This is a genomic window from Actinomadura bangladeshensis (genome assembly GCF_004348335.1).
GTDB lineage: Bacteria > Actinomycetota > Actinomycetes > Streptosporangiales > Streptosporangiaceae > Spirillospora > Spirillospora bangladeshensis.
Window position 1 is genome coordinate 1 of the sequence record NZ_SMJW01000150.1, and the last position, 20,610, is coordinate 20,610.

The following is a 20,610-nucleotide window of genomic DNA, read 5'->3' on the forward strand; positions in this document are numbered from 1 at the left end:
GTGTCGGGCCGCTCTACCAGCGGCAATACACGGTCCGGATCTCCGGCAGCCCGCTGACCGCCGCGGAGCTGATCAGCCGCGTGGGCGCCGATCTGAACGCCGCCTCGCCGGTGGAGGTCGCCGTCTTCGACAAGACCTGCGGGACGTCCCGGCCCATCCAGATGGGGGACGAGTACGTCGTCCACATGCCGGGGCCGTGGAACTGCCCGGTCCGGGTCGTGGAACGCACACCACTGTCATTCCGGTTCGTGACGCTGATCGGGCATCTGGAGGCCGGGGAGATCGAGTTCCGGGCGTCCGAAGCCGGGGAGAACGGCCTCGTGTTCACGATCGAGTCCTGGGCACGGAGCGGTGACCGGCTGGCGGAGGCCCTCTACGAAGGCGTGGGCCTCGCCAAGGAGATGCAGCTTCACATGTGGGCGCATTTCTGCGCTCGCGTCGCCGAGATGTCGGGCGGCCGCCAGGTCGGCGAGGTGGAAGTCCATACCGAGCGAACGGACGTCCCCGGCGGTGGTCCGGTGCAGCGGCTGGTCACCCGTGCCGTCACCGCGGCCTTCGCGCGGCCCTTCGCCCTGGCGGCGCGGCTGCGGGACCGGCCCCTGCATCCCAGGGGGCTCGTGTTCGACGCCATGCTCGTGCTGGATGGGGCGTCCCGATACTGGGGCGTCCCGTTCCTGGACGAGCGTGCAGAACTGCGGGCCGAAGTCCGGCTCTCCCGCGCGATCGGGCTGCCGCCGTACTTGCCTGATCTGCTGGGTCTGGCGCTGCGTTGGACGCAGCCTTCGGCAGGCGACACGGAACCGGACACCACGTCGGAACTGCTGCTGGCCACGACCGGGCACACGCCGATAGGCCGCCGGCTGCTGCGGCCCGGATACCACTGGAGTCCGGCGTTCTACGGTTCCCTGCTCGCATACCGGGCCGGCGACCGCCGGGTCCTGCTGGGCGCGGTCGGAGACTCGTCCCGGTTCATCCCCGCCGACCTGACGACGCTCGCATCCGCCGTGGACTACCGGCCACTGGATCTGAACCTGGTGGTGGCGACCGAGGTCGGCCGGTGGGAGCGCTTCGGCCGGCTGCGAATTCTGGGCCCGGGACGAGGCGACAACGAAACGATGCGCTTCAACCCGACCGAGAACCCCATCCCGCAACTGCCTCCGGCGGGGCTGCTCCAGCAGGTGCGCGGCCCCACGTACGCCGCCGTCCAGCGCGTGCCCCACCGCACCCGCGATCTCCGGTCCGCGCAACGCCGCCAGCCGCAGAGGACGCCCCGGTGAGAGGAAGTACCCGCGTCCAGCGGCGCATGCTGCGCCGGCGCGCCGAACTGCACCGGCTCCCGCTCAACTTCGATCCGCAGCAGCACGACATGCGCACGCCGGAGGACGGCTGGCACGTCGACGACTACCGGCAGCCGCTGCCGAGCGAGCCGCCGGGCCCGCCCGTCCCCGGCGGAAGCTGGGAGGCCGCCCGCCACCTGGTGGCGAACTACGAGTACGCCGACCCGGCCATCATCCGGGAGGTCAGCCGTTCGGGGCCGCCCGAACCGGGCAGGGACATGCTCCTGCAGGCCCGCTTCTACGGCCTCCGCTTCTACCTCGGGCTGCGCATCGGGGACGTCGTCGACGGCTACATCGAGCAGGACGGCCGCCGCGCCCGCGTATGGGGCTGGAACTACCGGACGCTGAAAGGCCACCTCGAACGCGGCCAGATGGACCAGGAAGTGCGCAAATGGCTCGACACGGGCGAGGTCGAGTTCCACATCCACGTCTTCTCGCAACGAGGCCCCATCCCGAACCCCATCGTCCGCCTCGGCTTCATCGTCTTCGGGCGGTTCACGCAGGTCAGGTTCTACAGACGAGCGTGCAAGCGCATGGAGACGCTGACAACGGCCGCACTCGCCGACCGGCGCCGGGCCGCCTGAGGAGCGCCGCGTCCGCGCCGCAGCGGGAACGACCGGTCGCGGCGGTCAGGCGTCAGGTCGTGCGCCCACCGGGACGCGGCGGCCGGACGGCCGGCGCAGCGCCGGGGCCAGCCAGCGGTCGAGAAAGGCCCGGAGGTCCGCCTCCGGCCGCGGCGGCTCGCCCGGGTTCTCCAGCAGCGAGGTCAGCAGCCGCATGATGATCTCGGCGAGGCCGTTGAGGTCGTCCTCGCCGACCCCGGCGGACGTCCAGTCGACCGGGAAGCGCTTCAGCATCCGGGCGCCGTAGGCGATCGCGTCCGTGGTGGTGGCGCCGCGGCCGAACGCACCGGAGTCCCTGAGCTGCAGCAGCAGGCTCAACCGCGGCTCGGTCGGGATGGTCCGCAGGCAGAACATCATGCCCTCGACGACGGCCTCGGCCGGATCGCCGACCCCCTGGAGGTGGGCGACCAGCCGATCGACGAACGACTCCGCGCCCTGCGCCGCCACCTCGCCCACGATGTCGCTGATGCGGGCGAAGTGGCGGTAGACGGTCTGGCGGGTGACGCCGAGCTCGTTCGCCACGTCCGACAGGGTCGTCTTCACGACGCCGTGCCGGTCGATGCAGCGGGCGGTCGCGTCGACGATGCGCTGCCGGGCCTCGGCGTCTGATGCAGGGGGCCTGCCTCCCCAGCCGTGGTGCGCCATGCCCCCTAGGATCCCACAGGCCCCACGGCCGGACGCGGCATGCGCACGCGCACCGCGGCCAGGACGAACACCGCCGCAGTCACGGCGCACAGTGCGGCGTACCAGAGGCTGCCGACCGGGGTGCCCTGCTCGGTGACGCCGCCGGACGACCCGACATACGCCGGGAGCGCGGTCAGCCACAGAGCGACGAGCACGCCCAGATACACCGCCGGGTAGACCCGCGCGAACACCGGCGACTGGACAGGGCCGGAGTCGGTGCGCGTCGCGCGCCAGGCGTCCACGAGCAGGTAGAGGCCGGCGATCCAGACGACGGCGAGCTCGGCGGAGAGGATGGCCCGCTGGATCCCGAGCCGGTCCTCACCGCGGAAGGCACCGCTGGGCGCGCTCACCACGATCATCGCCAGCGGCGTCGCGGCCCCCGCGAGGACGGTGCGCCAGCCGATGCTCCACCCCGTGCGCGCGTCACGACCCGCGTCCGCCCCGACCAGCCGGACGACGAGGTAGGTCATCGCGCCGAACGAGACCGAGGCGAACAGGAGCATGCTGTTCATCGGGACGGACGCGAGCGCCGGCTGGTTGATCATCTCGTTGCCCGGATTCCACGCCCACCACTTCAGCTGCGGCCCGAGCTGGTCGAAGATCTCGTAGAAGACCTGGCAGGCGAACGCGACCGCCACCGAGCCGAGCAGCGGACCGCGCCGGGCGAACACGCCCAGGACCCGCACCAGCTCGTAGGCCAGCTGCGAGATCGCCGGGTAGAAGGCCACGATGTAGAGCGGCAGCCGGTCGTACATGAACTGCACGGTGAACACGTTGTGGGAGAAGATGAACCCGACGTGCTCCTCCAGACCGAACCAGCCGGGGAAGTACAGCGGCGGCTCGATCACGGCCAGGTACACGACCGAGGCGAACCACAGCGAGATGTTGACCGGGTCGCCGTCCCGCCGCCACCGGCGCCACGCGTGGACGAGCGCGAACACCGCGCCGCCGATGATGAGCAGTTCGAGGAACGGCATGGTGCCGTCCTCCAGCCCGAACGGATCGCGGAACGTCACCACGGCGTCCGCGCCGCGGCAGGTGAAACCGAGCCCTTCGGCGATGCGCTCGGCCACCGGGTCGCACGTGTAACCCATGTCCAGCTCCCCTGATCAGGTTTCGACGAGGTCGTCGCCCCGGCGCGGTCCGGCGGACGGCGCGCCCGCCGCGCCGGTGTAGCCGGTGTAGTCGGTGCCGGGCGGATCGTCCCGCTCGTCGAACCCGCCGGGCACGACCGTCCGTCCCAGCCGCCGGCGCACCTTGTACCGCGCGATGCCGAACCAGAACCGCGGGTCGGCGGCCATCTCCCTGAGCGACTTGTCGAGGTTGAACACCTGGGCGAAGGTCTGCTCGACGTAGGCGTCCTCGCGGCTCGCGGCGTTGATGGCGTTGAAGACCGGCCAGCTGAACCGCGCGGCCAGCCTGCGCCGCCACGGGGCCGCGACCTCGCTCCCGGTCGCGAAGTCATAGGCCTGGTCGCGCGCCATCGCGAGCATCCACGGCACGTCCAGCGACGTCTTCTGCCGGGCGAGGAACTCCCTGAAGAAACCGGCATCGAGGACGTCCCGACCGCCCAGCATCTCGCCGAGGATCAGCGCGGAACGCGCCGCCGAACTCATCCCCTGGGCGTAGAACGGATTGAAGGCGCAGATCGAGTCGCCGACGCAGACCAGCCCGATCGGCGGCACGTCGAGCAGGTCGAAGCGGCGCCACTTGTTGCCGGTGGAACGGGTCAGGTGCACCTCGGACGTCGGGGTGCACGCCCGGGTCGCCCGTCCGAAGGCCGCGGCGCGGACCCGGTCCACCGCGTCCTCGAACGCCTCGGTCTTGCGCGGCATCTGGATGCCCCACGACCCCATGCACACGATGGCGCGGTCGCCCTCGATCGGGAAGAAGTTGCTGAGGAACTCGTGCTCGTCGGGATGGTCGCCGGTGTCCTGGGTCGGGGTGATGACCAGATGCCGCCACCACCACGACTCTGGACGCCGTCCGGCCGGCGGCAGGTCGTACCAGCGCGAGACATACGTGACCTTGGCATCCAGGGTCTTCTCCGGCGGCGCGGACCATCCGTCCGCCGTAAGCCACTCGACGACCGACGAGCCCCGCCCGAGCGCGTCGACCACGAGGTCGGCGGCCAGACAGCCCTCACCGTCCTCGCCGCGGAACTCCACCCCCTCGACACGCCCGCCCACCGTTCCGCCGCCACTCGACCGCAGCCCGGTGACGGTCACCCCCTCGCGGATCTCGATCGCCGGCACCTCGCGGACCTTCTCCCGCAGGACCCGCTCGATGAGCACCCGGGAGCTGTAGACCATCGTCATCGACCCGGACTTGCGCGGCGCCCAGCCGTCCTTCTCGCAGTAGGCCGCGTCCATCGACGGCATCAGCCGCATCCCGCCCGCGGCGATCAGCGCCTCCTCGAACCCGGGAAAGATCTCCCCGATCGCACGGCGCCCGGAGTTCAGCAGGAAGTGCGGATGCTTGCTCTGCGGCACCCCGCGCCGATGCTCCGCCCCCGGCGGAAGCTCGTCCCGCTCCAGAACGACCACCGTCTCAAAGCGCCTGGCGAGCACCCCCGCCGCACACAGCCCCGCCACACTCCCACCGAGCACCACCGCCGTCCCAGACCGCATCCCAGGGCCTCCATTCATACACTTAACGATCGAATGTATGATTGACCCAACCGTGGGTCAAGACCCCAAAACCCCCCTTTCACCACCCCGCCGGCGACCACGTGCGCCACTGCTAGCGTCCGTTGCGGTACTCCACTGCCGCCTGAGGCGCGGACTCCTCTCGTCCAGCCCAGAACCTGACCGTGCGGCCCGTGGTAGGGGGTTCGTGCTGCGCCACCGGTCGTCGTCTCGGACGCTCTCCTACGACGCTGCGGCACGGCCACCGATCGCCGCCACCAACGACGAAAACCGTCCGATATGATCACAAGCTGGACACTTTCAGCCGGTGACATGGGTGAACTACCGACTTGTTCTGGCCTGACGCGTCCGGACCGGGACCTGCCGGCCGGGGCGTGAGCGCGAGGGAGCCTTATGTTCGTGAAGACCGGCCGGCACCTGGTTGGTGCGGCAAGCGCCTGCCTGGTGTTCATCGCGCAGGGCGTCGTCATCTACCTTGGTCTGCTTGCGCGCGCAGTCGTCACTGATGCGGACACCGGCGGCCCACTGGCCGGGCCTTTCCTGGTGCTGCTCGCCGGAGTGGTGGGCATCGTCTTCGTGCCGCTGCTGTTCCTGCCGGCCGGCGTCATCGGAGAGGTGGCCGCGAAGAAGGGACGTCTGCTCACCAAGTGGCTCGTCGCCACCGCCGTTGCCGGAGCCTTGGCCATGCTCTACGTGTTTCTTGCCGCCGTGGCCACCGATGTGGGCTTTGCGCACTCCCTGCGGGCAAGCCTGATCGGGGTACTCACAGTGCTCGTTCCCACGGCGCTATGCGTGAACGTCTCCCACGGCGCGCTAAAACTCTCGCCGAGAAACGCCCACGGCTAGGGACATCGATACCTAAAGGCCCGGAACCATTCTCAGTCCGGGCCTTCGCACTACCCAAAGGCGGGCCGGGTCGGGGGCGAACCAGCCCGCCACTCCCCCACCGACCGAGACCGGACGTGCGTCCATGGTGCTGCTTGAGACACCGACCGCGCCAGCTTGAGAACGGACAGCACCCGTGCGGTGGACGGGTCGCACGCACGCCCGCGCCGTCCCGCAGCGGCGACTGTCGTGCTCGGGACAGTGTGGCGGGGACTCGGGATTCCTGGTGGAGTTCTGGCGGCGATGCGCGCCACCGGGTACCGCGTCGATCTGGAATGGTGGATGGACGGCGAGTCCTGCTGCCCGGAGAACTGCGCGCAGCCACCGCTGACCGCCTGACACCACCACGGGGATTGATCCATGCGTAGCGACTGGTCCAACCTTCCGCCCGAGGTGCTCGACGCGGTCAAGGGACACACCGGCACCATCCACCGGGTCGAGCCCGCGCCCGCCGGCAACCACGCCGACATCGCCGCGACCGTCCACACCGCAGACGGCCGGCTGTTCGTCAAGGCCGCCCCCAAGACCGCGCCGGACACCGACGGCCCGGAAGTCCGGTCGCTGCGCTGGGAAGCCGCGATCAATCCCCACGTCACCGAGTACGCCGCCCGCCTTCACTGGACCGTGGAGGCGGGCGGGTGGCTCGTCCTGGCCTTCGAGCACGTCCAGGCCCGGCACGCCGACTACACCCCCGGCTCACCGGACCTGGACGTCCTCGCAAAGATCATCGACAGCCTGCAGGCACGCCCGCTCCCCGACGTGCTGGAACGCAAGCGCATCGAACGCCGCTGGGAATCAATGGGCGACATGACCCCACTGGCAGGCAACACACTGCTCCACGCCGACCTCAACCCCGCCAACGTCCTAATCGGCGACGACAACACCGTCCACGTGGTGGACTGGACGTTCACCGGACGCGGCGCCGCATTCCTCGAGATGGCACTGCTCATCCCCTGGCTGCTGAAAGCCGGACACACCCCGGCCGAAGCGGAGCGCTGGACCTCACGGTTTCCCGCCTGGACGACCACCGCCCCGGCCACCATCGACCTGTTCGCACGCGTCTTCGCCACCAAATGGCAAGCCAACCTCGCCACCAACAACGAGGCTTGGGCGCTCGAGCACGCGACCGCGGCACAGAGGTGGGCGTCACATCGACACGCCCGCAGCTCTGCTAACTGAAATAGAACTCGGGGCGCAACTGCCACACCGGTGATCGCTGTCAGCAACGGCAGGCCGGCCGCCGCCAATGATCAGAAGGTCGACGGCAGTACCAGCGCCACCACCGAGACGCCCGCGATCTCGGCGACTCCGCCGGGCCCGTCGTCGCCCTCCAGCGCGGAAACACCGGTCTCGACGGTCAGGCCGTCCTCGTGGGCTCGCCGAAGGCCGAACGGCCGAGTCGGCAGCACCCTGCGAGCACGGCACGTCAGGGGGACACGGGGCGACGTCACAGGCGCTGGGTCGGAGTGAGTGCCCCCTGAGAGTGAGGGATGGGCGGCCGGGGCGTGTCATCTGGTGCCGGATGGTCTTGATGACATCTTGATGACAAACGATCAAGGGCCTGATCGGAGTATGCTCCGACCAGGCCCTTGACCTGCGAATCCTGGGTGGAGCTGAGGGGATTTGAACCCCTGACCCCCTCGATGCGAACGAGGTGCGCTACCGGACTGCGCCACAGCCCCAAGGACTCCGTAAGGTTAGCAAACATCGGGGGGTGCTCGCGCACCGGTTACTCGCCGACGGCGCGGCGGTCGTCGGCGTACTGGTCGAAGACCTCGTCGGGGGTGATGAGGTCGATGACCTCGGCCGGTTCGGCCTCCTCGGCGGCGCGGCGGGCCTCCAGGGCGCGGGTGCGGGCCGCGGCGCGGGCCTGCGCGGCGGCGCGGCGGCGGGCGGTGTCCATGCCGACGGCGACGCGGAGCAGCGCCAGGTGGCCGGCCAGCAGGGCGGCCGGGGGCAGGGTGACCCACCAGGGCGCGACGCCGGACGCGACGACGGCGACGGCGGTGAGCACGAGCGCGGTCAGGCCCGTGGTGCGGCGGCGGCGCCGGGCGATGACGGTGGCCCGGGTGACGCGGCGGCGCGGCTCCGGGGTCTCCTCGGGAAGCGGTTCCTCCTCCTCGTCCTCCTCGGGACGTTTGTGGAGGAGGCGGGAGATCCCGGTCGTCTCGGTGTCGCGGCGCAGCCACATGGGCACGAGGACGACGGCCCAGACGGCGACGATGGCGAGGTACAGGACGGCGCTGCTCACCGGCCCCACCGTCCCAGGGCACGCTTAACAGGCGGGCCGACTTTCGGCGCGCGAACGTGCAATGGGAGCAGGGTCACGCCCCGCACGGTACGAGGGGGTGTCAGAGGTTGACGAGCATAAGGGGCGGTGTGTCGCGAGATCGATCCCGCCGTTACTCTCCGTTTGCCGCGCCTTCTCGATCGCAGGATTCTTACGGCGGGAAAGTCACGGCGGGCTCATGTGCCGCGGGGAAATGCCTGTTTGCGCTCGGCGAGCCAGCGGGCGCGCAGGCCACCGGGCACGTCCTCGACGGTGAGGGCGTAGCAGATGTGGTCGCGCCAGGCGCCGTCGATGTGCAGGTGGCGGCGGCGAATTCCCTCTTCGCGGAATCCGAGCTTTTCGACGACGCGGCGGCTCGCGGTGTTCTCCGGGCGGATATTGGCTTCGAGCCGGTGGAGGCCGACGGTGAAGAAACAGTGGTCGACGGCGAGCGCCACGGCGGTGGGAATGACTCCGCGTCCGGCGACCCGCTTGTCGACCCAGTAGCCGATCTGCGCGGACCGGGCCGAGCCCCAGACGATCGCGCCGATGGTGAGCTGGCCGGCGAATTCGTCCTCGTGGGTGACGACCCAGGGCAGCGCGAGACCCTGGCGGGCTTCGCGGCGCATGGTGTGGACCATGCTGAGGTACGGCCCGAGGCCACTGCGGAACAGCGGCGTCTCGGGGTTCGTCGGCTCCCACGGGCGGAGCCAGTCGGCGTTGCGGACCCGCAGCTCACGCCAGACGGCGGCGTCGCGATGCCGCAGCGGGCGCAGGCCGACAGGGCCCTCGGTCAGGGTGACCGGCCATCCCCGTAAACGTTCCACGGTTCCATGATTCCCTGGTCGGACGTCTGGACGCCATCAATTGTCGCCGAGAATTCGGGCACGCGGGACGATCACGCCCTGTTTCATCACCCGGGTGACGCGGAGATCGTCGTCCAGGACGACCAGGTCGGCGTCCTTGCCGGGCTCCAGGGAGCCGGTGCGGGCGTCGATGCCGAGCGCGCGGGCGGGGGTCAGGGACGCGGCGCGGGCGGCGTCCTCGATGGGGAGGCCGGTGTCGGTGACGGTGCGGCGGAAGGCGTCCGCCATGGTGATCGTGCTGCCGGCGATGGACGTCCCGCCGGCGAGGGTGGCGCGGCCGCCGCGGACCTCGACGTCCATCACGCCCAGGCGGTAGTCGCCGTCGCCCATCCCGGCGGCGGCCATGGCGTCGGTGATCAGCGCGACGCGGGACGGGGCGGCGGCGAACGCGAGGCGGGTCACCGCCGGCTCCACGTGGACGCCGTCGTTGATCAGTTCGACGGTGACGCGCGGGTCGTTGAGCGCGGCGGCGATCGGTCCGCCCTCGCGGTGGTGCAGCGGGCGCATGGCGTTGAACAGGTGCGTCGCGACGCGGGCGCCCGCGTCGAACGCGGCGCGGGCGGTGGCGCCGGTGGCCTCGGTGTGGCCGACGGCCGCGATCACGCCCGCGTCGGCGGCCTGCCGGACGAGGTCGAGGCCGCCGGGCAGTTCGGGCGCGATGGTGATCATGCGGAGGTGCCCGCGCCCGAGCCGGACGAGCCGGGCGAACTCGGCGGGGTCGGGGGCGCGCAGCAGCGCCGGGTCGTGGGCGCCGCAGCGGTCGCGGGCGAGGTAGGGGCCTTCGAGGTGGATGCCGGTGATCACGCCGTCGGCGGCGAGGTCGGCGAGGCGGGTGACGGCGTCGGCGAGTTCGCGCGGGTCGCCGGTGACGAGGCCGGCCATCGTGGTGGTCGTGCCGTGGGCGAGGTGGAAGGACGCGGCGCGGCGGGCGTCGTCCTCGGGGCGCTGGTAGGAGACGCCCGCTCCGCCGTGGACGTGCATGTCCACGAAGCCGGGGACGACGTACCGGCCGGCGAGGTCGATCTCGTCGCCCGCGGCCGAGGTCGTGATCTTGCCGTCCGCGATGTGGAGGTCTCCGTGGCGGACGCCGTCCGGGAGCACGATCCGGGCGTTGGTGAGGGTCGTCCCGCGAGCCGGCCCATCGTCCGGATGTGGCATGAGGTCCTCTCGATGCGCGCACATGACCGTTGCCGATTGTTCCACGGCCCGAACGCGCAGGCAGGACCAGGGCCACGCCGGTTGAAGCCCTCGGACGACCTCACCTCCCTCGTCCGCACGAAAGGGGGCCGGCACGAGCGCTGGAACGCCCTGCTCGCGGACGCGGGCGGGCTGACGGTCGAGGAGGCGTTCCTGCGCACGGTGTCGGCCGCGACGATCCGCCGCGACTTCGATCGGCTCGCGCAGTCGCTGTGTCCGGTCTTCACTGCCCTTGCACTACGTCGGAGTGTTGGCAGACTTGACCCGTGATCAGGAAGCTTGCCCCCACGGGCTACGACGAGGCGCTCCACGTCGGGCACTTCTTCTGCAAGGGCGACCCCGTGCTCATGGATCTCACCCAACTGACCGACGACGTGGCCAGGCAGCTGGTGGACTTCTGCGCCGGCCTGATCTGCGGGCGGGGTGGAGAGATGGAGCGGCTGGACAAGAAGATCTTTCTTCTCCAGCCGCCGGCCAGGCCCCGGATCGCCGCCGCGCACATCCCCGACCTGGCCCACATCGCCGACTGATTGGCCCGGGCCGGGTGCGAAGGCCCGCCGCGGGGCCTTCTCCTAGGCGTCTGCGGTCGGGGGACGCGGGTGGTCGCCGCCCTTGATCTGGTCTACCGCATGGGTCAGGACTCGGCCCAGCACCGTCATGCCGTCGCGGACGCCGCCGGTCGAGCCGGGCAGGTTGACGATGAGCGTGCGGCCCGCGACGCCGGCGAGGCCGCGGGACAGGATCGCGGCGGGCACCTGTTCGCGGCCCTCCAGCCGGATGGCCTCCGCGATGCCCGGTATCTCCCAGTCGAGGACTCGGCGGGTCATCTCGGGGGTCTGGTCGGTCGGGGTGAGGCCCGTCCCGCCGGTCGTCACGACGACGTCGTAGCCGCCGGCGACCGCGTCCGCCAGGGTCTCGGCGACCGGGTCGCCGTCGGGGACCACGACCGGGCCGTCCACCTGGCAGCCGAGGTCCTCCAGCATCTCGACCAGCACGGGCCCGGACTTGTCGGCGTAGACGCCGGCCGCGGCCCGGTTCGAGACGGTGACCGCCATCGCCCTGAGCAGAGGCGTCCCGGTCACCGGCGCCACACCCCCGTCTTCCCGCCGGTCTTCTCCTCGACCCGGACGCCGGTGATCACGGCGGCCGGGTCGACGGCCTTCACCATGTCGACCAGGGCGAGCGCGGCGACGCTCACGGACGTGAGCGCCTCCATCTCGACGCCGGTGCGGTCGGCGGTGCGGGTGACGGCCGTGATCGCGACGCCGTCGTCCCTGATCTCCAGGTCGACGGTGACGCCGTGCAGCGCGATGGGATGGCACAGGGGGACGAGGTCGGGGACGCGCTTGGCCCCCATGATCCCGGCGATGCGGGCCACCGACAGGGCGTCGCCCTTGGGGATGTCACCGGCGCGCAGGAGGCCGACGCACTCCGGTGACAGGCGGACGAAGCCCGTCGCCGTCGCGGTCCTGGCGGAGATGTCCTTCGCGGACACGTCGACCATGCGGGCGGAGCCGGTGTCGTCCAGGTGGGTGAACTCGGTCAAGACGGCAACCTCAGAACGTTGACGTGGGAACCGGCGGGGAGGGCCTCGACGTCCTCCGGTAGCTCGATGAGCGCGTTCGCCGAGGAGAGTGACCCGAGTTGGTGGGAGCCCTGTACTTCGGCCGCGGTGACGCTGTAGGAGCCTCGGTTGAACGCGAGCCTGCCGCGCAGGTAGTGGCGGAGCCCCACAGGCGACTTGACGTCTTCGGCGAGGACGGCGCTCACGGTCGGCAGCGGTTCCGGCGCCAGCCCCTGCATGGCGAGCAGTGCCGGACGTACGAAAACCTGGAACGACACATAGGCGCTCACAGGGTTCCCAGGGAGGGTGAACACGGGCGTGCCTTCGAGGAGGCCGAACCCCTGCGGCTTACCGGGGCGCATCCGCACCTTGTGGAAGCCCACCGTCCCGGTGGTGCTGAGCACTTCCTTGACGACGTCCCTGGTGCCCATGGAAACGCCGCCGGTGGTGACGATGGCGTCGGCCCGGACGAGCTGGTCCTGGAGCATCTCCAGCACCTTGCCCGGCTCGTCCTCGACCGTCGCCTGCCGGAAGCCCACTCCGCCCGCCTCGACCACGGCGGCCGTGAGCATGAAGCTGTTGGACTCCCAGATCTGGCCCGGGGCCAGGGTGGAGCCGGGCTCGCGCAGTTCGTCGCCCGTGGCGACCACCACGACGCGCGGCTTCGGGCGCACCGTCACCCGCGGACGTCCCACCGCCGCGATCATGCCGAGCTGCGGCGCGGTGAGCCGCGTGCCCGCCTCGGCGACGACCTGGCCTGCGAGGACGTCCTCACCGGCACGCCGGATGTAGTTCCCCGGCGGCGCGGCGCGGAAGACCTTGACGGTGGCGTTGCCGCCGTCGGTCCACTCGACCGGGATGACCGCGTCGGCGCCGGCGGGCAGCGGCGCGCCCGTCATGATCCGCGCGGTGAGCCCGGTCCGGATCGCCGACACGCCGGAGTCGCCCGCGACGATGTCGCCGACGACGGGCAGCGCGACCGGCGCCGCGTCGGTGGCCGCCGCGATGTCGGCCGCGACGACGGCGTAGCCGTCCATCGCGGAGTTGTCGAACGGCGGCAGCGGCACGGGTGCGGACACGGGCTCGGCGAGCACCGTGCCCTGCGCCTCCAGCAGCGCCAGATCGAGCGGCGACAGCACCTTCACGCTGCCGAGGATCTCCGTCAGATGCTCATCGACCGTTCTCATGACCAGGCTTCCCTCATGACCACGCTTTCCGTGTGACGGCCGTCACGCGCCGCCCGCGCCGTTCGCCGCACCGTCCTGCCGCTCGACGAACTCGCGCAGCCACGGAATGAACTCCGGCGCCAGGTCGGGGCGTTCCGCCGCGAACTGGACGACCGTCCGCAGGTACTCCAGCTTGTTGCCGGTGTCGTAGCGGCGCCCGCGGAACTTCACGCCGTAGACGGTCCCGCCCTGCTCGGCGGGCGTGTCGGCGAGGGTGCGCAGCGCGTCGGTCAGCTGGATCTCGCCGCCGCGCCCGGGCGGGGTCTTCTCCAGGACGTCGAAGACGGCGGGGTCGCAGACGTACCGCCCGATGATGATCCAGTTGCTCGGCGCCTCCTCGGCGGCGGGCTTCTCGACGAGGTCGGAGATACGGACGACGTCCTCCTCGTCCGTCGGCTCGATGGCCGCGCAGCCGTAGGCGGAGACCTGGTCGGGCGCGACCTCCATCAGCGCGATGACGCTGCCGCCGTACTGGTTCCGCACCTCGATCATGCGGCGCAGCAGCTTGTCGCGATCGTCGATCATGTCGTCGCCGAGCAGCACCGCGAACGGCTCGTTCCCGACGTGCTGGCGGGCGCAGTGCACGGCGTGCCCGAGGCCCTTCGGCTCGCCCTGCCGGACGTAGTGCATGATCGCGAGGTCGCTGGACTCGCGCACGGCGTCGAGCCGGTCCTCGTCGCCCTTCGCGCTCAGCGCCTCCTCGAGCTCGTAGGCTCGGTCGAAGTGGTCCTCGATGGACCGCTTGCTGCGGCCGGTGATCATCAGGACGTCGCAGAGTCCGGCGTCGACCGCCTCCTCGACGACGTACTGGATCGCCGGTTTGTCGACGATGGGCAGCATTTCCTTGGGCGTCGCCTTCGTCGCGGGCAAGAATCGGGTACCGAGGCCGGCCGCGGGGACGACCGCCTTGAGCACAGGTGCACTGTCGGCCATGTACCGACCATAACCATCCGTGAGGACGGCGACGTGCAGGACATCGTTTCGAAGACCGATCTCCGGGCCGAAATGCTCGGCCGACGTGCGGCGATGCCGCCGGAGACCCGTGCCGCGGCGGCGCGGCCGATCCGGGACGCGCTGCTGTCCCTGCCGGAGGTGGAGATGGCGGGGACGATCGCGGCGTACGTGTCGATCGGCGACGAACCGGACACGCGCAGCCTGCTGTTCGCGCTCTGGAAGCGCGGGACGTACGTGCTGCTCCCCCGCCTGCTCGCGGACGGCGACCTCGACTGGGCGTCCTACGAGGGGCCCGACTCGCTCGTCCCGGGGGCGCGCGGGTGCCCGGAGCCGTCCGAGCCGCCGCGCGGGCCCGGCGCCATCGCCGGCGCGGACGTCGTCCTGACCCCGGCGGTCGCCGTCGACCGGACGGGCGTGCGGCTCGGGCGCGGCGGCGGCTCCTACGACCGGGCGCTGGCCAGAGTCGGCCCGGCGATCCTGACGGTCGCGCTGCTGTACGACGGCGAACTGGTGGAGTCGCTGCCGTCCGAGCCCCACGACCAGCGCGTCCGCGCCGCCGTCACCCCGTCCAGCGGCCTGGTCCGGCTGGGATGACGGGCGGGACGACGGCCGGGGCGACGGGCGGGGCGACGACCGGGAGGCGGTGCGCAAGAACGTCACCGCGGACGCCCAGGGACGGGACGTGCGGAACATCGCGAACGGGGTAAAACCGCAGCTCATACCACGATATTGCCGGTTCGCGACATGCCGTCCCTCAACCGGAAATGCGCGATCGACCGTTGAATCTATAGGATTGCTAAACGTTCAACTTTGACGACCCCGAAGGGTGGGATGTGCATCTCGACATCTGGCTACTCCTCGGGGCCACGCTCGTACTCTGCGCCATCATCGCGGTCCGGCTGTCCCACAAGGCGGGACTGCCGACCCTGCTGGCGTACATGGGCCTCGGCCTGTTCATCGGCGAGTCCGGCCCCCTCCACATCCAGTTCGACAACGCCGAACTGGCCGAGACCCTCGGCCTCGCCGCCCTCGTCCTGATCCTCTACGAGGGCGGCATCACCACCGACTGGCGGCGGATGCGGCCGTCGGTGCCCAGCGCGATCAGCGTCTCCACCATCGGCACGCTGATCAGCATCGGCGTCGTGGCGCTCGCCGCCATGTGGCTGGTCGGGATGGACTGGCGCCCGGCGTTCCTGCTCGGCGCGGTGCTCGCCCCGACCGACGCGGCGGCCGTGTTCTCGGTGCTGCGGCGGCTGCCCCTGCCCTCACGGCTGATGGGCCTGCTGGAGGGCGAGTCCGGCTTCAACGACGCCCCCGTCGTCATCATCGTGGTCACGCTCAGCGCCCACAGCGCCGCCCCCAACCTGGCCGAACTCCTCGGCGTGATGGTGTACGAGCTCGCCGCCGGCGCCGTCATCGGCATCGCCATCGGATGGCTGGGCGCGCAGGGCCTCCGGCGCGTCGCGCTGCCCGCCTCCGGCCTCTACCCCATCGCGGTGCTGTCGCTGTCCGTCGGCTCCTACGGCGCGGCGTCGCTGCTGCACGCCAGCGGGTTCCTCGCCGTCTACGTCAGCGCCGTCGTCCTCGGGAACGCGCGGCTGCCGCACCGCCCCGCGACGCGCGGCTTCGCCGAAGGCGTCGGCTGGCTCGCGCAGATCGGGCTGTTCGTGATGCTCGGGCTGCTCGCCGACCCCGGCGACCTCCCCGGCCAGATCGCGCCCGCGCTCATCATCGGGTTCGTGCTGCTGCTCGTCGCCCGTCCGGTATCGGTCGGGCTGTCCACGATCGGGTTCAACCTGACGTGGGGCGAGAAGATCTTCACGTCCTGGGCCGGGCTCCGCGGCGCCGTGCCGATCGTCCTCGCCACCATCCCGATGGTCGCGGAGGTCGCGAGCGCCGACCGGCTGTTCGCGATCGTGTTCAACATCGTCGTCCTGTTCACGCTGCTCCAGGGCCCGACGCTGCCGCTGGTGGCGCGCTGGTGCCGGCTGGAGGGCGACGAGCAGGCCCGCGAGCTGGACGTGGAGGCGGCGCCTCTGGAGGAGCTGCACGCCGACCTGCTGGAGGTCCGGATCCCGGCCGACTCGATGCTGAGCGGCGTGGAGATCTTCGAGCTGCGGCTGCCGCCCGGCGCGTCCGTCACCCTCGTCGTGCGGGACGGGTCGAGCTTCGTCCCCGAGCCCACGACGCCGCTGCAGTCGGGCGACACCCTCCTGGTCGTGACCACCGACTCCGTGCGCGAGGCCGCCGAACGCCGGCTGCGCGCCGTGAGCCGCAAGGGCAGGCTGGCCGGCTGGTTCGGCGAGACCGGCGCCTGACCTGCGATGGAGGTTCTCTGACCGGTCAGGGAACAGGCCGGGGGGACATCGTGTTCCAGACGCGAGTACCATTAGCAGTCGTTCAGAGTGAGTGCCAGTCCGGACTCCGCCGGGCTGAGTCAGCTAGGAGGAACCGTGCCGACGTATCAGTACGTTTGCACCGAGTGCGGCGAGCCGCTGGAGGTCGTGCAGAAGTTCAGCGACGACGCGCTGACCGAATGCCCGGCATGCAGCGGCAGGCTCCGCAAGGTCTTCTCCGCGGCGGGGATCATCTTCAAGGGGTCGGGCTTCTACCGCACCGACAGCCGCGGCTCCGGCAAGTCGTCCTCGACCGTGGGCTCCTCGTCCAACGGGTCGTCGAACGGGTCGTCCAACGGCTCCTCGGGCGGAGACTCCGGGGCATCGTCCTCGTCGTCCGCCGACTCGTCGTCCTCGTCGTCCGGCGGATCCTCGTCGTCCGGCACGTCGGCCAGCAAGTCTTCGTCCGAAAAGGTCGCCTGACCTCCTAGGACGTTCTCCACGCCCACCGGGGGATCCCATCTGCGGGTCCCCCGGCTTTCGGCGTATCGGCCGCCGACTACATCTCAAGAGGTAGTCGGCGGCTTTCTCATGCCTCGTGCGAAGTAGCCGCGTTCACTTCTCACGCCGGAGGCGCGGACGCCTCCTCTGGCGAACGATTGAGGGGATGGAGTTCGGCGGCCCCCGGGGTTCCCCGCGCTCCTCACCGGCAGCCCATCGTCGACCGCCTCGCAACGCCTCGCCGGGAATCTCGCGATAGTACTTGACTTTGTCTCGACAATCGAGAGACCCTGAGGCAACGCGACATATCTTGATTTGCCAGTGCCTTCGGGAGAGGAACATGAGCGCACCAAGCCCGGCTCCGCCGAGACCACCCGCCCATCGGATCGCCGGACTCATCGCCGGACGGCGCAGCAAGTGGGCCGTCCTGGCCGTCTGGATCGCCCTGCTGGTGGCCCTCGGCCCGCTCGCCGGCAAGCTCGGCGACGTGGAGGAGAACGACGCGGCGGCATGGCTGCCCGCCGGGGCCGAGTCCACGCAGGTCGTCCAGCTGGAGGAGCAGTTCCGCAAGGACGAGACGATGCCCGCCGTCATCGTCTACGAGCGCTCCGGCGGGCTCACCGCGGCGGACCGCGCCAAGGCCGCCGCGGACGTGAGCGCCCTGCAGAAGCTCCCCGGGGCGCAGCAGGTGCAGGGGCCCTTCGAGGCCAAGGACGGCAAGGCCCTGCAGACGCTCGTGCCGCTCACGGACGAGGACATCACCGGAGCCGTCGACGGCGCGCGCGACATCGCCAAGCGCGGGCCCCCTGGCCTGACCGCGCACGTCACCGGACCCGCCGGCAGCGGCGCCGACATGTTCGAGGTCTTCCAGAGCCTTGACGGCTTCCTGCTCATGGCCGCGGGCCTCGTCGTCATCGTCCTGCTGCTCTTCATCTACCGCAGCCCCATTCTGTGGTTCGTTCCGGTGCTCAGCGCCGTGTTCGCCCTGGGGCTGGCCCAGTCGACGGTGTATCTGCTCGCCAAGTACGGCGACCTCACGGTCAACGGGCAGAGCGCCGGGATCCTGACCGTCCTCGTCTTCGGCGTGGCGACCGACTACGCCCTGCTGCTCGTCGCCCGCTACCGGGAGGAGCTCCACCGCCACGAGGACCGGCATGAGGCCATGGCCTTCGCGCTGCGCCGCGCCGCGCCCGCCATCATCGCGTCCGCCGCCACCGTCGCGGTCGGCCTGCTGTGCCTGATGCTCGCCGACATGAACTCGACCTCCGGTATGGGTCCGGTCGCCGCCGCCGGTGTCCTCACCGCGCTCGCCGCCATGACGACGCTGCTGCCGGCCCTCCTGGTCATCTTCGGCCGCTGGCTGTTCTGGCCGCTCGTCCCCCGGTACGACGAGAAGTACCTCAAGCCCGAGGCGTACGAGGCCGAGCACAGCGTGTGGAGCCGCGTGGCGGGTCTCGTGGGCAGGCGCCCGCGCGCGCTCTGGGCCGTGACCATGCTCGGCTTGGTCGTGCTCACACTCGGCCTGGGGACGCTCAAGACCGACGGCCTGTCGGACGCCGGGCAGTTCACCGGCACGCCCGACTCGGTGAAGGGCTCCGCGTCCGTCGCCCGGCACTTCCCCGCCGGCTCGGGCTCCCCCGCCGTCGTCATCGGCCGGGCCTCGGCGTCCGACCAGATCGCCCAGACCGTGCGCGGGACGTCCGGCGTCGCCGAACTCGGATCGCCGATGACCGCGAACGGCCTGGTCAAGTACGAGGCGGTGCTGAAGGACCCGGCCGACAGCGAGGCCGCGCGCACGACCATCGACCGGCTGCGCACCGCCGTGCACGACGTCCCGTCCGCGGACGCGAAGGTGGGCGGCACGACCGCGACGGCGCTGGACATCAAGCGCGCCTCCGCCCGCGACAACAAGGTGATCATCCCGATCGTGCTGGCCGTGGTGTTGCTGATCCTCATCGCGCTGCTGCGCGCCGTCGTCGCGCCGCTGCTGATGATCGGCACCGTCGTGCTGTCGTTCCTGGCCTCGCTCGGCGCCTGCGCGGTGATCTTCCAGGAGGGCTTCGGGTTCGAGGGCACCGACGCCGGCTTCCCGCTGCTGGCCTTCATCTTCCTGGTCGCGCTCGGGGTCGACTACAACATCTTCCTCATGCACCGCGTCCGGGAGGAGTCGCAGACGCTCGGCACCCGCCGCGGCATCCAGCGCGGCCTCACCGTGACCGGCGGCGTGATCACCTCGGCGGGGCTGGTGCTGGCGGCCACGTTCGCGTCCATGGTCACGCTGCCGCTCGTGAGCATGGTCGAGATGGGCTTCGTGGTCGCGTTCGGCGTCCTGCTGGACACCCTCATCGTGCGGTCCCTGCTGCTGCCCGCGCTGGCGCACGACATCGGACGGCGGATCTGGGCGCCGGGACGCCTCGCCGCGAAGGAGCCGGCCGCCGAGCCGCGGGTCCTGGACCCGGTCGGCTGACCGGCTCCCGGCTCCGGCCGGACCGGCTCCCGGCTCCGGCCGGGACGGGGAAGCGAGGGGGTCCGGCCGGGCGGCCGGGCCCCCTCCGCCGAGTTATCCACAATCGGCGAACGCCCTGCCGCCGGTCGCGGGCGGGTGGCTAGTGTCGGCGGCATGCCAACTTCCGGTTCCCAGCCCGCCGCCGAGATCGGGGTCATCGGCGGCTCGGGGTTCTACTCGTTCCTCGACGACATCGAGGAAGTCCGGGTCGACACCCCCTACGGCCCGCCGAGCGACCCCATCGCCGTGGGCGACCTCGCCGGCCGCCGGGTCGCGTTCGTCCCCCGGCACGGCCGCGACCACCGCTTCCCGCCGCACCGGATCCCCTACCGGGCCAACCTGTGGGCGCTGCGCTCCCTCGGCGTCCGGCAGGTCCTCGCGCCCTCCGCCGTCGGCTCCCTGACCTCCGCCTACGGGCCCGGCACGCTCGCCGTCCCCGACCAGATCGTCGACCGGACGTCGGGGCGCGACCAGACCTACTACGACGAGGGCGCCGCCGTCCACCTGTCGTTCTCCGACCCGTACTGCCCCTCCGGCCGGCGCGCCGCCACCGACTCCGCCCGCACCGCCGGGTGGGACCCGGTCGACCGCGGCACCCTCGTGGTCATCGAGGGCCCCCGCTTCTCCACCCGCGCCGAGTCCCAGTGGTTCGCCTCCCAGGGCTGGACGCTGATCGGCATGACCGGGCACCCGGAGGCCGTCCTCGCCCGCGAGCTCGCGCTCTGCTACACCTCCCTCTGCCTCGTCACCGACCTCGACGCGGGCATCGAGGAGGGCGAGGGCGTCACCATGCAGGAGGTGCTGCGCGTCTTCGGCGAGAACATCGGCCGCCTGCGCACCCTCGTCGCCGACGTGGTCAAGGCGCTGCCGACCGAACGCACCTGCCCCTGCCCCAACGTCCTGGACGGCGTGCAACTCCCCCTGGAGCTGCCGTGAGCCCCCGGTTAGCCCGCCTGCGGCGGCCCCTGGCGTCCCTGTTCGCCGCGGCCGCCGCCGGCCTCGCCCTGCTGGCCC

The 20,610-nt window shown here is 71.2% G+C and carries 22 protein-coding genes and 1 tRNA gene; 11 read left to right on the forward strand and 12 right to left on the reverse strand.

The features are described 5' to 3' along the window. Positions 1-1,277, forward strand: a 1,277-nt coding sequence (locus E1284_RS25645) for a DUF1990 family protein (RefSeq protein WP_131942698.1), incomplete at its 5' end; no start/stop codon positions are given. After that, positions 1,274-1,921 carry a DUF1990 family protein gene (locus E1284_RS25650; protein ID WP_131942699.1) on the forward strand — a complete coding sequence of 216 codons (648 nt, stop codon included), beginning with the start codon at positions 1,274-1,276 and terminating at the stop codon, positions 1,919-1,921. The genes E1284_RS25645 and E1284_RS25650, both read left to right, overlap by 4 nt. 45 nt (positions 1,922-1,966) lie before the next feature. Here E1284_RS25650 and E1284_RS25655 read toward each other — a convergent pair whose 3' ends face one another. The 3 genes from E1284_RS25655 to E1284_RS25665 are packed head-to-tail and all read right to left on the reverse strand — an operon-like array spanning position 1,967 to position 5,274. Continuing rightward, on the reverse strand, positions 1,967-2,605 hold the full coding sequence (locus E1284_RS25655) for a TetR/AcrR family transcriptional regulator (RefSeq protein ID WP_131942700.1): 639 nt from the start codon (positions 2,603-2,605) through the stop codon (positions 1,967-1,969). A gap of 5 nt (positions 2,606-2,610) precedes the next feature. Then, positions 2,611-3,738, reverse strand: coding sequence for a hypothetical protein (locus E1284_RS25660; protein WP_131942701.1), 1,128 nt, complete (start codon positions 3,736-3,738; stop codon positions 2,611-2,613). A gap of 15 nt (positions 3,739-3,753) precedes the next feature. Beyond that, positions 3,754-5,274, reverse strand: coding sequence for an FAD-dependent oxidoreductase (locus E1284_RS25665; protein ID WP_131942702.1), 1,521 nt, complete (start codon positions 5,272-5,274; stop codon positions 3,754-3,756). Between the two features lie 411 nt (positions 5,275-5,685). Between E1284_RS25665 and E1284_RS25670 the strand changes: the two genes are divergently transcribed. Together E1284_RS25670 and E1284_RS25675 are read left to right on the forward strand one after the other, a co-directional pair. Next, on the forward strand, positions 5,686-6,138 hold the full coding sequence (locus tag E1284_RS25670) for a hypothetical protein (protein WP_131942703.1): 453 nt from the start codon (positions 5,686-5,688) through the stop codon (positions 6,136-6,138). Positions 6,139-6,537: 399 nt separating this feature from the next. Next, the gene (locus E1284_RS25675; RefSeq protein WP_131942704.1) at positions 6,538-7,356 is read left to right on the forward strand and encodes a phosphotransferase family protein; all 819 of its coding nucleotides are present in this window, start codon (positions 6,538-6,540) and stop codon (positions 7,354-7,356) included. Positions 7,357-7,427: 71 nt separating this feature from the next. Here E1284_RS25675 and E1284_RS41765 read toward each other — a convergent pair whose 3' ends face one another. The 5 genes from E1284_RS41765 to nagA form a co-directional block, all read right to left on the reverse strand. Next, entirely contained in the window at positions 7,428-7,586 is a 159-nt protein-coding gene (locus E1284_RS41765) for a hypothetical protein (protein WP_165965432.1), read from the reverse strand. Between the two features lie 199 nt (positions 7,587-7,785). Further along, positions 7,786-7,859, reverse strand: a tRNA-Ala gene (locus E1284_RS25680). A 47-nt stretch (positions 7,860-7,906) separates the two neighbouring features. Continuing rightward, on the reverse strand, positions 7,907-8,428 hold the full coding sequence (sepX, locus tag E1284_RS25685) for a divisome protein SepX/GlpR (RefSeq protein WP_131942705.1): 522 nt from the start codon (positions 8,426-8,428) through the stop codon (positions 7,907-7,909). 215 nt (positions 8,429-8,643) lie between these two features. Then, entirely contained in the window at positions 8,644-9,273 is a 630-nt protein-coding gene (locus E1284_RS25690) for a GNAT family N-acetyltransferase (RefSeq protein WP_131942706.1), read from the reverse strand. 36 nt (positions 9,274-9,309) lie between these two features. Beyond that, complete coding sequence (gene nagA / locus E1284_RS25695; protein WP_131942707.1) at positions 9,310-10,470, reverse strand: N-acetylglucosamine-6-phosphate deacetylase; 1,161 nt, start codon at positions 10,468-10,470, stop codon at positions 9,310-9,312. A gap of 81 nt (positions 10,471-10,551) precedes the next feature. Here nagA and E1284_RS25700 point away from each other — a divergent pair, with 81 nt between their 5' ends. Further along, positions 10,552-10,779, forward strand: coding sequence for a DeoR family transcriptional regulator (locus E1284_RS25700; protein ID WP_131942708.1), 228 nt, complete (start codon positions 10,552-10,554; stop codon positions 10,777-10,779). Continuing rightward, positions 10,776-11,039, forward strand: coding sequence for a cell division protein SepF (sepF, locus tag E1284_RS25705; RefSeq protein ID WP_131942709.1), 264 nt, complete (start codon positions 10,776-10,778; stop codon positions 11,037-11,039). The genes E1284_RS25700 and sepF overlap by 4 nt, the downstream gene beginning before the upstream one ends. 42 nt (positions 11,040-11,081) lie before the next feature. Here sepF and E1284_RS25710 read toward each other — a convergent pair whose 3' ends face one another. From E1284_RS25710 to galU, 4 genes are read right to left on the reverse strand one after another with little or no spacing between them, the layout of a single operon-like run. Continuing rightward, the gene (locus E1284_RS25710; protein ID WP_131942718.1) at positions 11,082-11,564 is read right to left on the reverse strand and encodes a MogA/MoaB family molybdenum cofactor biosynthesis protein; all 483 of its coding nucleotides are present in this window, start codon (positions 11,562-11,564) and stop codon (positions 11,082-11,084) included. Positions 11,565-11,587: 23 nt separating this feature from the next. Then, positions 11,588-12,013 carry a cyclic pyranopterin monophosphate synthase MoaC gene (gene moaC, locus E1284_RS25715; RefSeq protein WP_243714749.1) on the reverse strand — a complete coding sequence of 142 codons (426 nt, stop codon included), beginning with the start codon at positions 12,011-12,013 and terminating at the stop codon, positions 11,588-11,590. Between the two features lie 38 nt (positions 12,014-12,051). After that, the gene (gene glp / locus E1284_RS25720) at positions 12,052-13,260 is read right to left on the reverse strand and encodes a molybdotransferase-like divisome protein Glp (protein ID WP_131942711.1); all 1,209 of its coding nucleotides are present in this window, start codon (positions 13,258-13,260) and stop codon (positions 12,052-12,054) included. A 42-nt stretch (positions 13,261-13,302) separates the two neighbouring features. After that, positions 13,303-14,232: a UTP--glucose-1-phosphate uridylyltransferase GalU gene (gene galU, locus E1284_RS25725; RefSeq protein ID WP_131942712.1), complete on the reverse strand. Its 930-nt coding sequence runs from the start codon at positions 14,230-14,232 to the stop codon at positions 13,303-13,305. A 33-nt stretch (positions 14,233-14,265) separates the two neighbouring features. Here galU and E1284_RS25730 point away from each other — a divergent pair, with 33 nt between their 5' ends. The 5 genes from E1284_RS25730 (at position 14,266) to E1284_RS25750 (ending at position 20,532) form a co-directional block, all read left to right on the forward strand. Next, complete coding sequence (locus E1284_RS25730; RefSeq protein WP_131942713.1) at positions 14,266-14,847, forward strand: 5-formyltetrahydrofolate cyclo-ligase; 582 nt, start codon at positions 14,266-14,268, stop codon at positions 14,845-14,847. 239 nt (positions 14,848-15,086) lie between these two features. Then, positions 15,087-16,571 carry a potassium/proton antiporter gene (locus E1284_RS25735; RefSeq protein WP_131942714.1) on the forward strand — a complete coding sequence of 495 codons (1,485 nt, stop codon included), beginning with the start codon at positions 15,087-15,089 and terminating at the stop codon, positions 16,569-16,571. A gap of 135 nt (positions 16,572-16,706) precedes the next feature. Further along, entirely contained in the window at positions 16,707-17,072 is a 366-nt protein-coding gene (locus E1284_RS25740; protein ID WP_131942715.1) for an FmdB family zinc ribbon protein, read from the forward strand. Between the two features lie 358 nt (positions 17,073-17,430). Then, entirely contained in the window at positions 17,431-19,557 is a 2,127-nt protein-coding gene (locus tag E1284_RS25745; protein WP_131942716.1) for an MMPL family transporter, read from the forward strand. A 153-nt stretch (positions 19,558-19,710) separates the two neighbouring features. Beyond that, the gene (locus E1284_RS25750) at positions 19,711-20,532 is read left to right on the forward strand and encodes an S-methyl-5'-thioadenosine phosphorylase (protein ID WP_131942717.1); all 822 of its coding nucleotides are present in this window, start codon (positions 19,711-19,713) and stop codon (positions 20,530-20,532) included. Positions 20,533-20,610 lie beyond the last annotated feature (78 nt).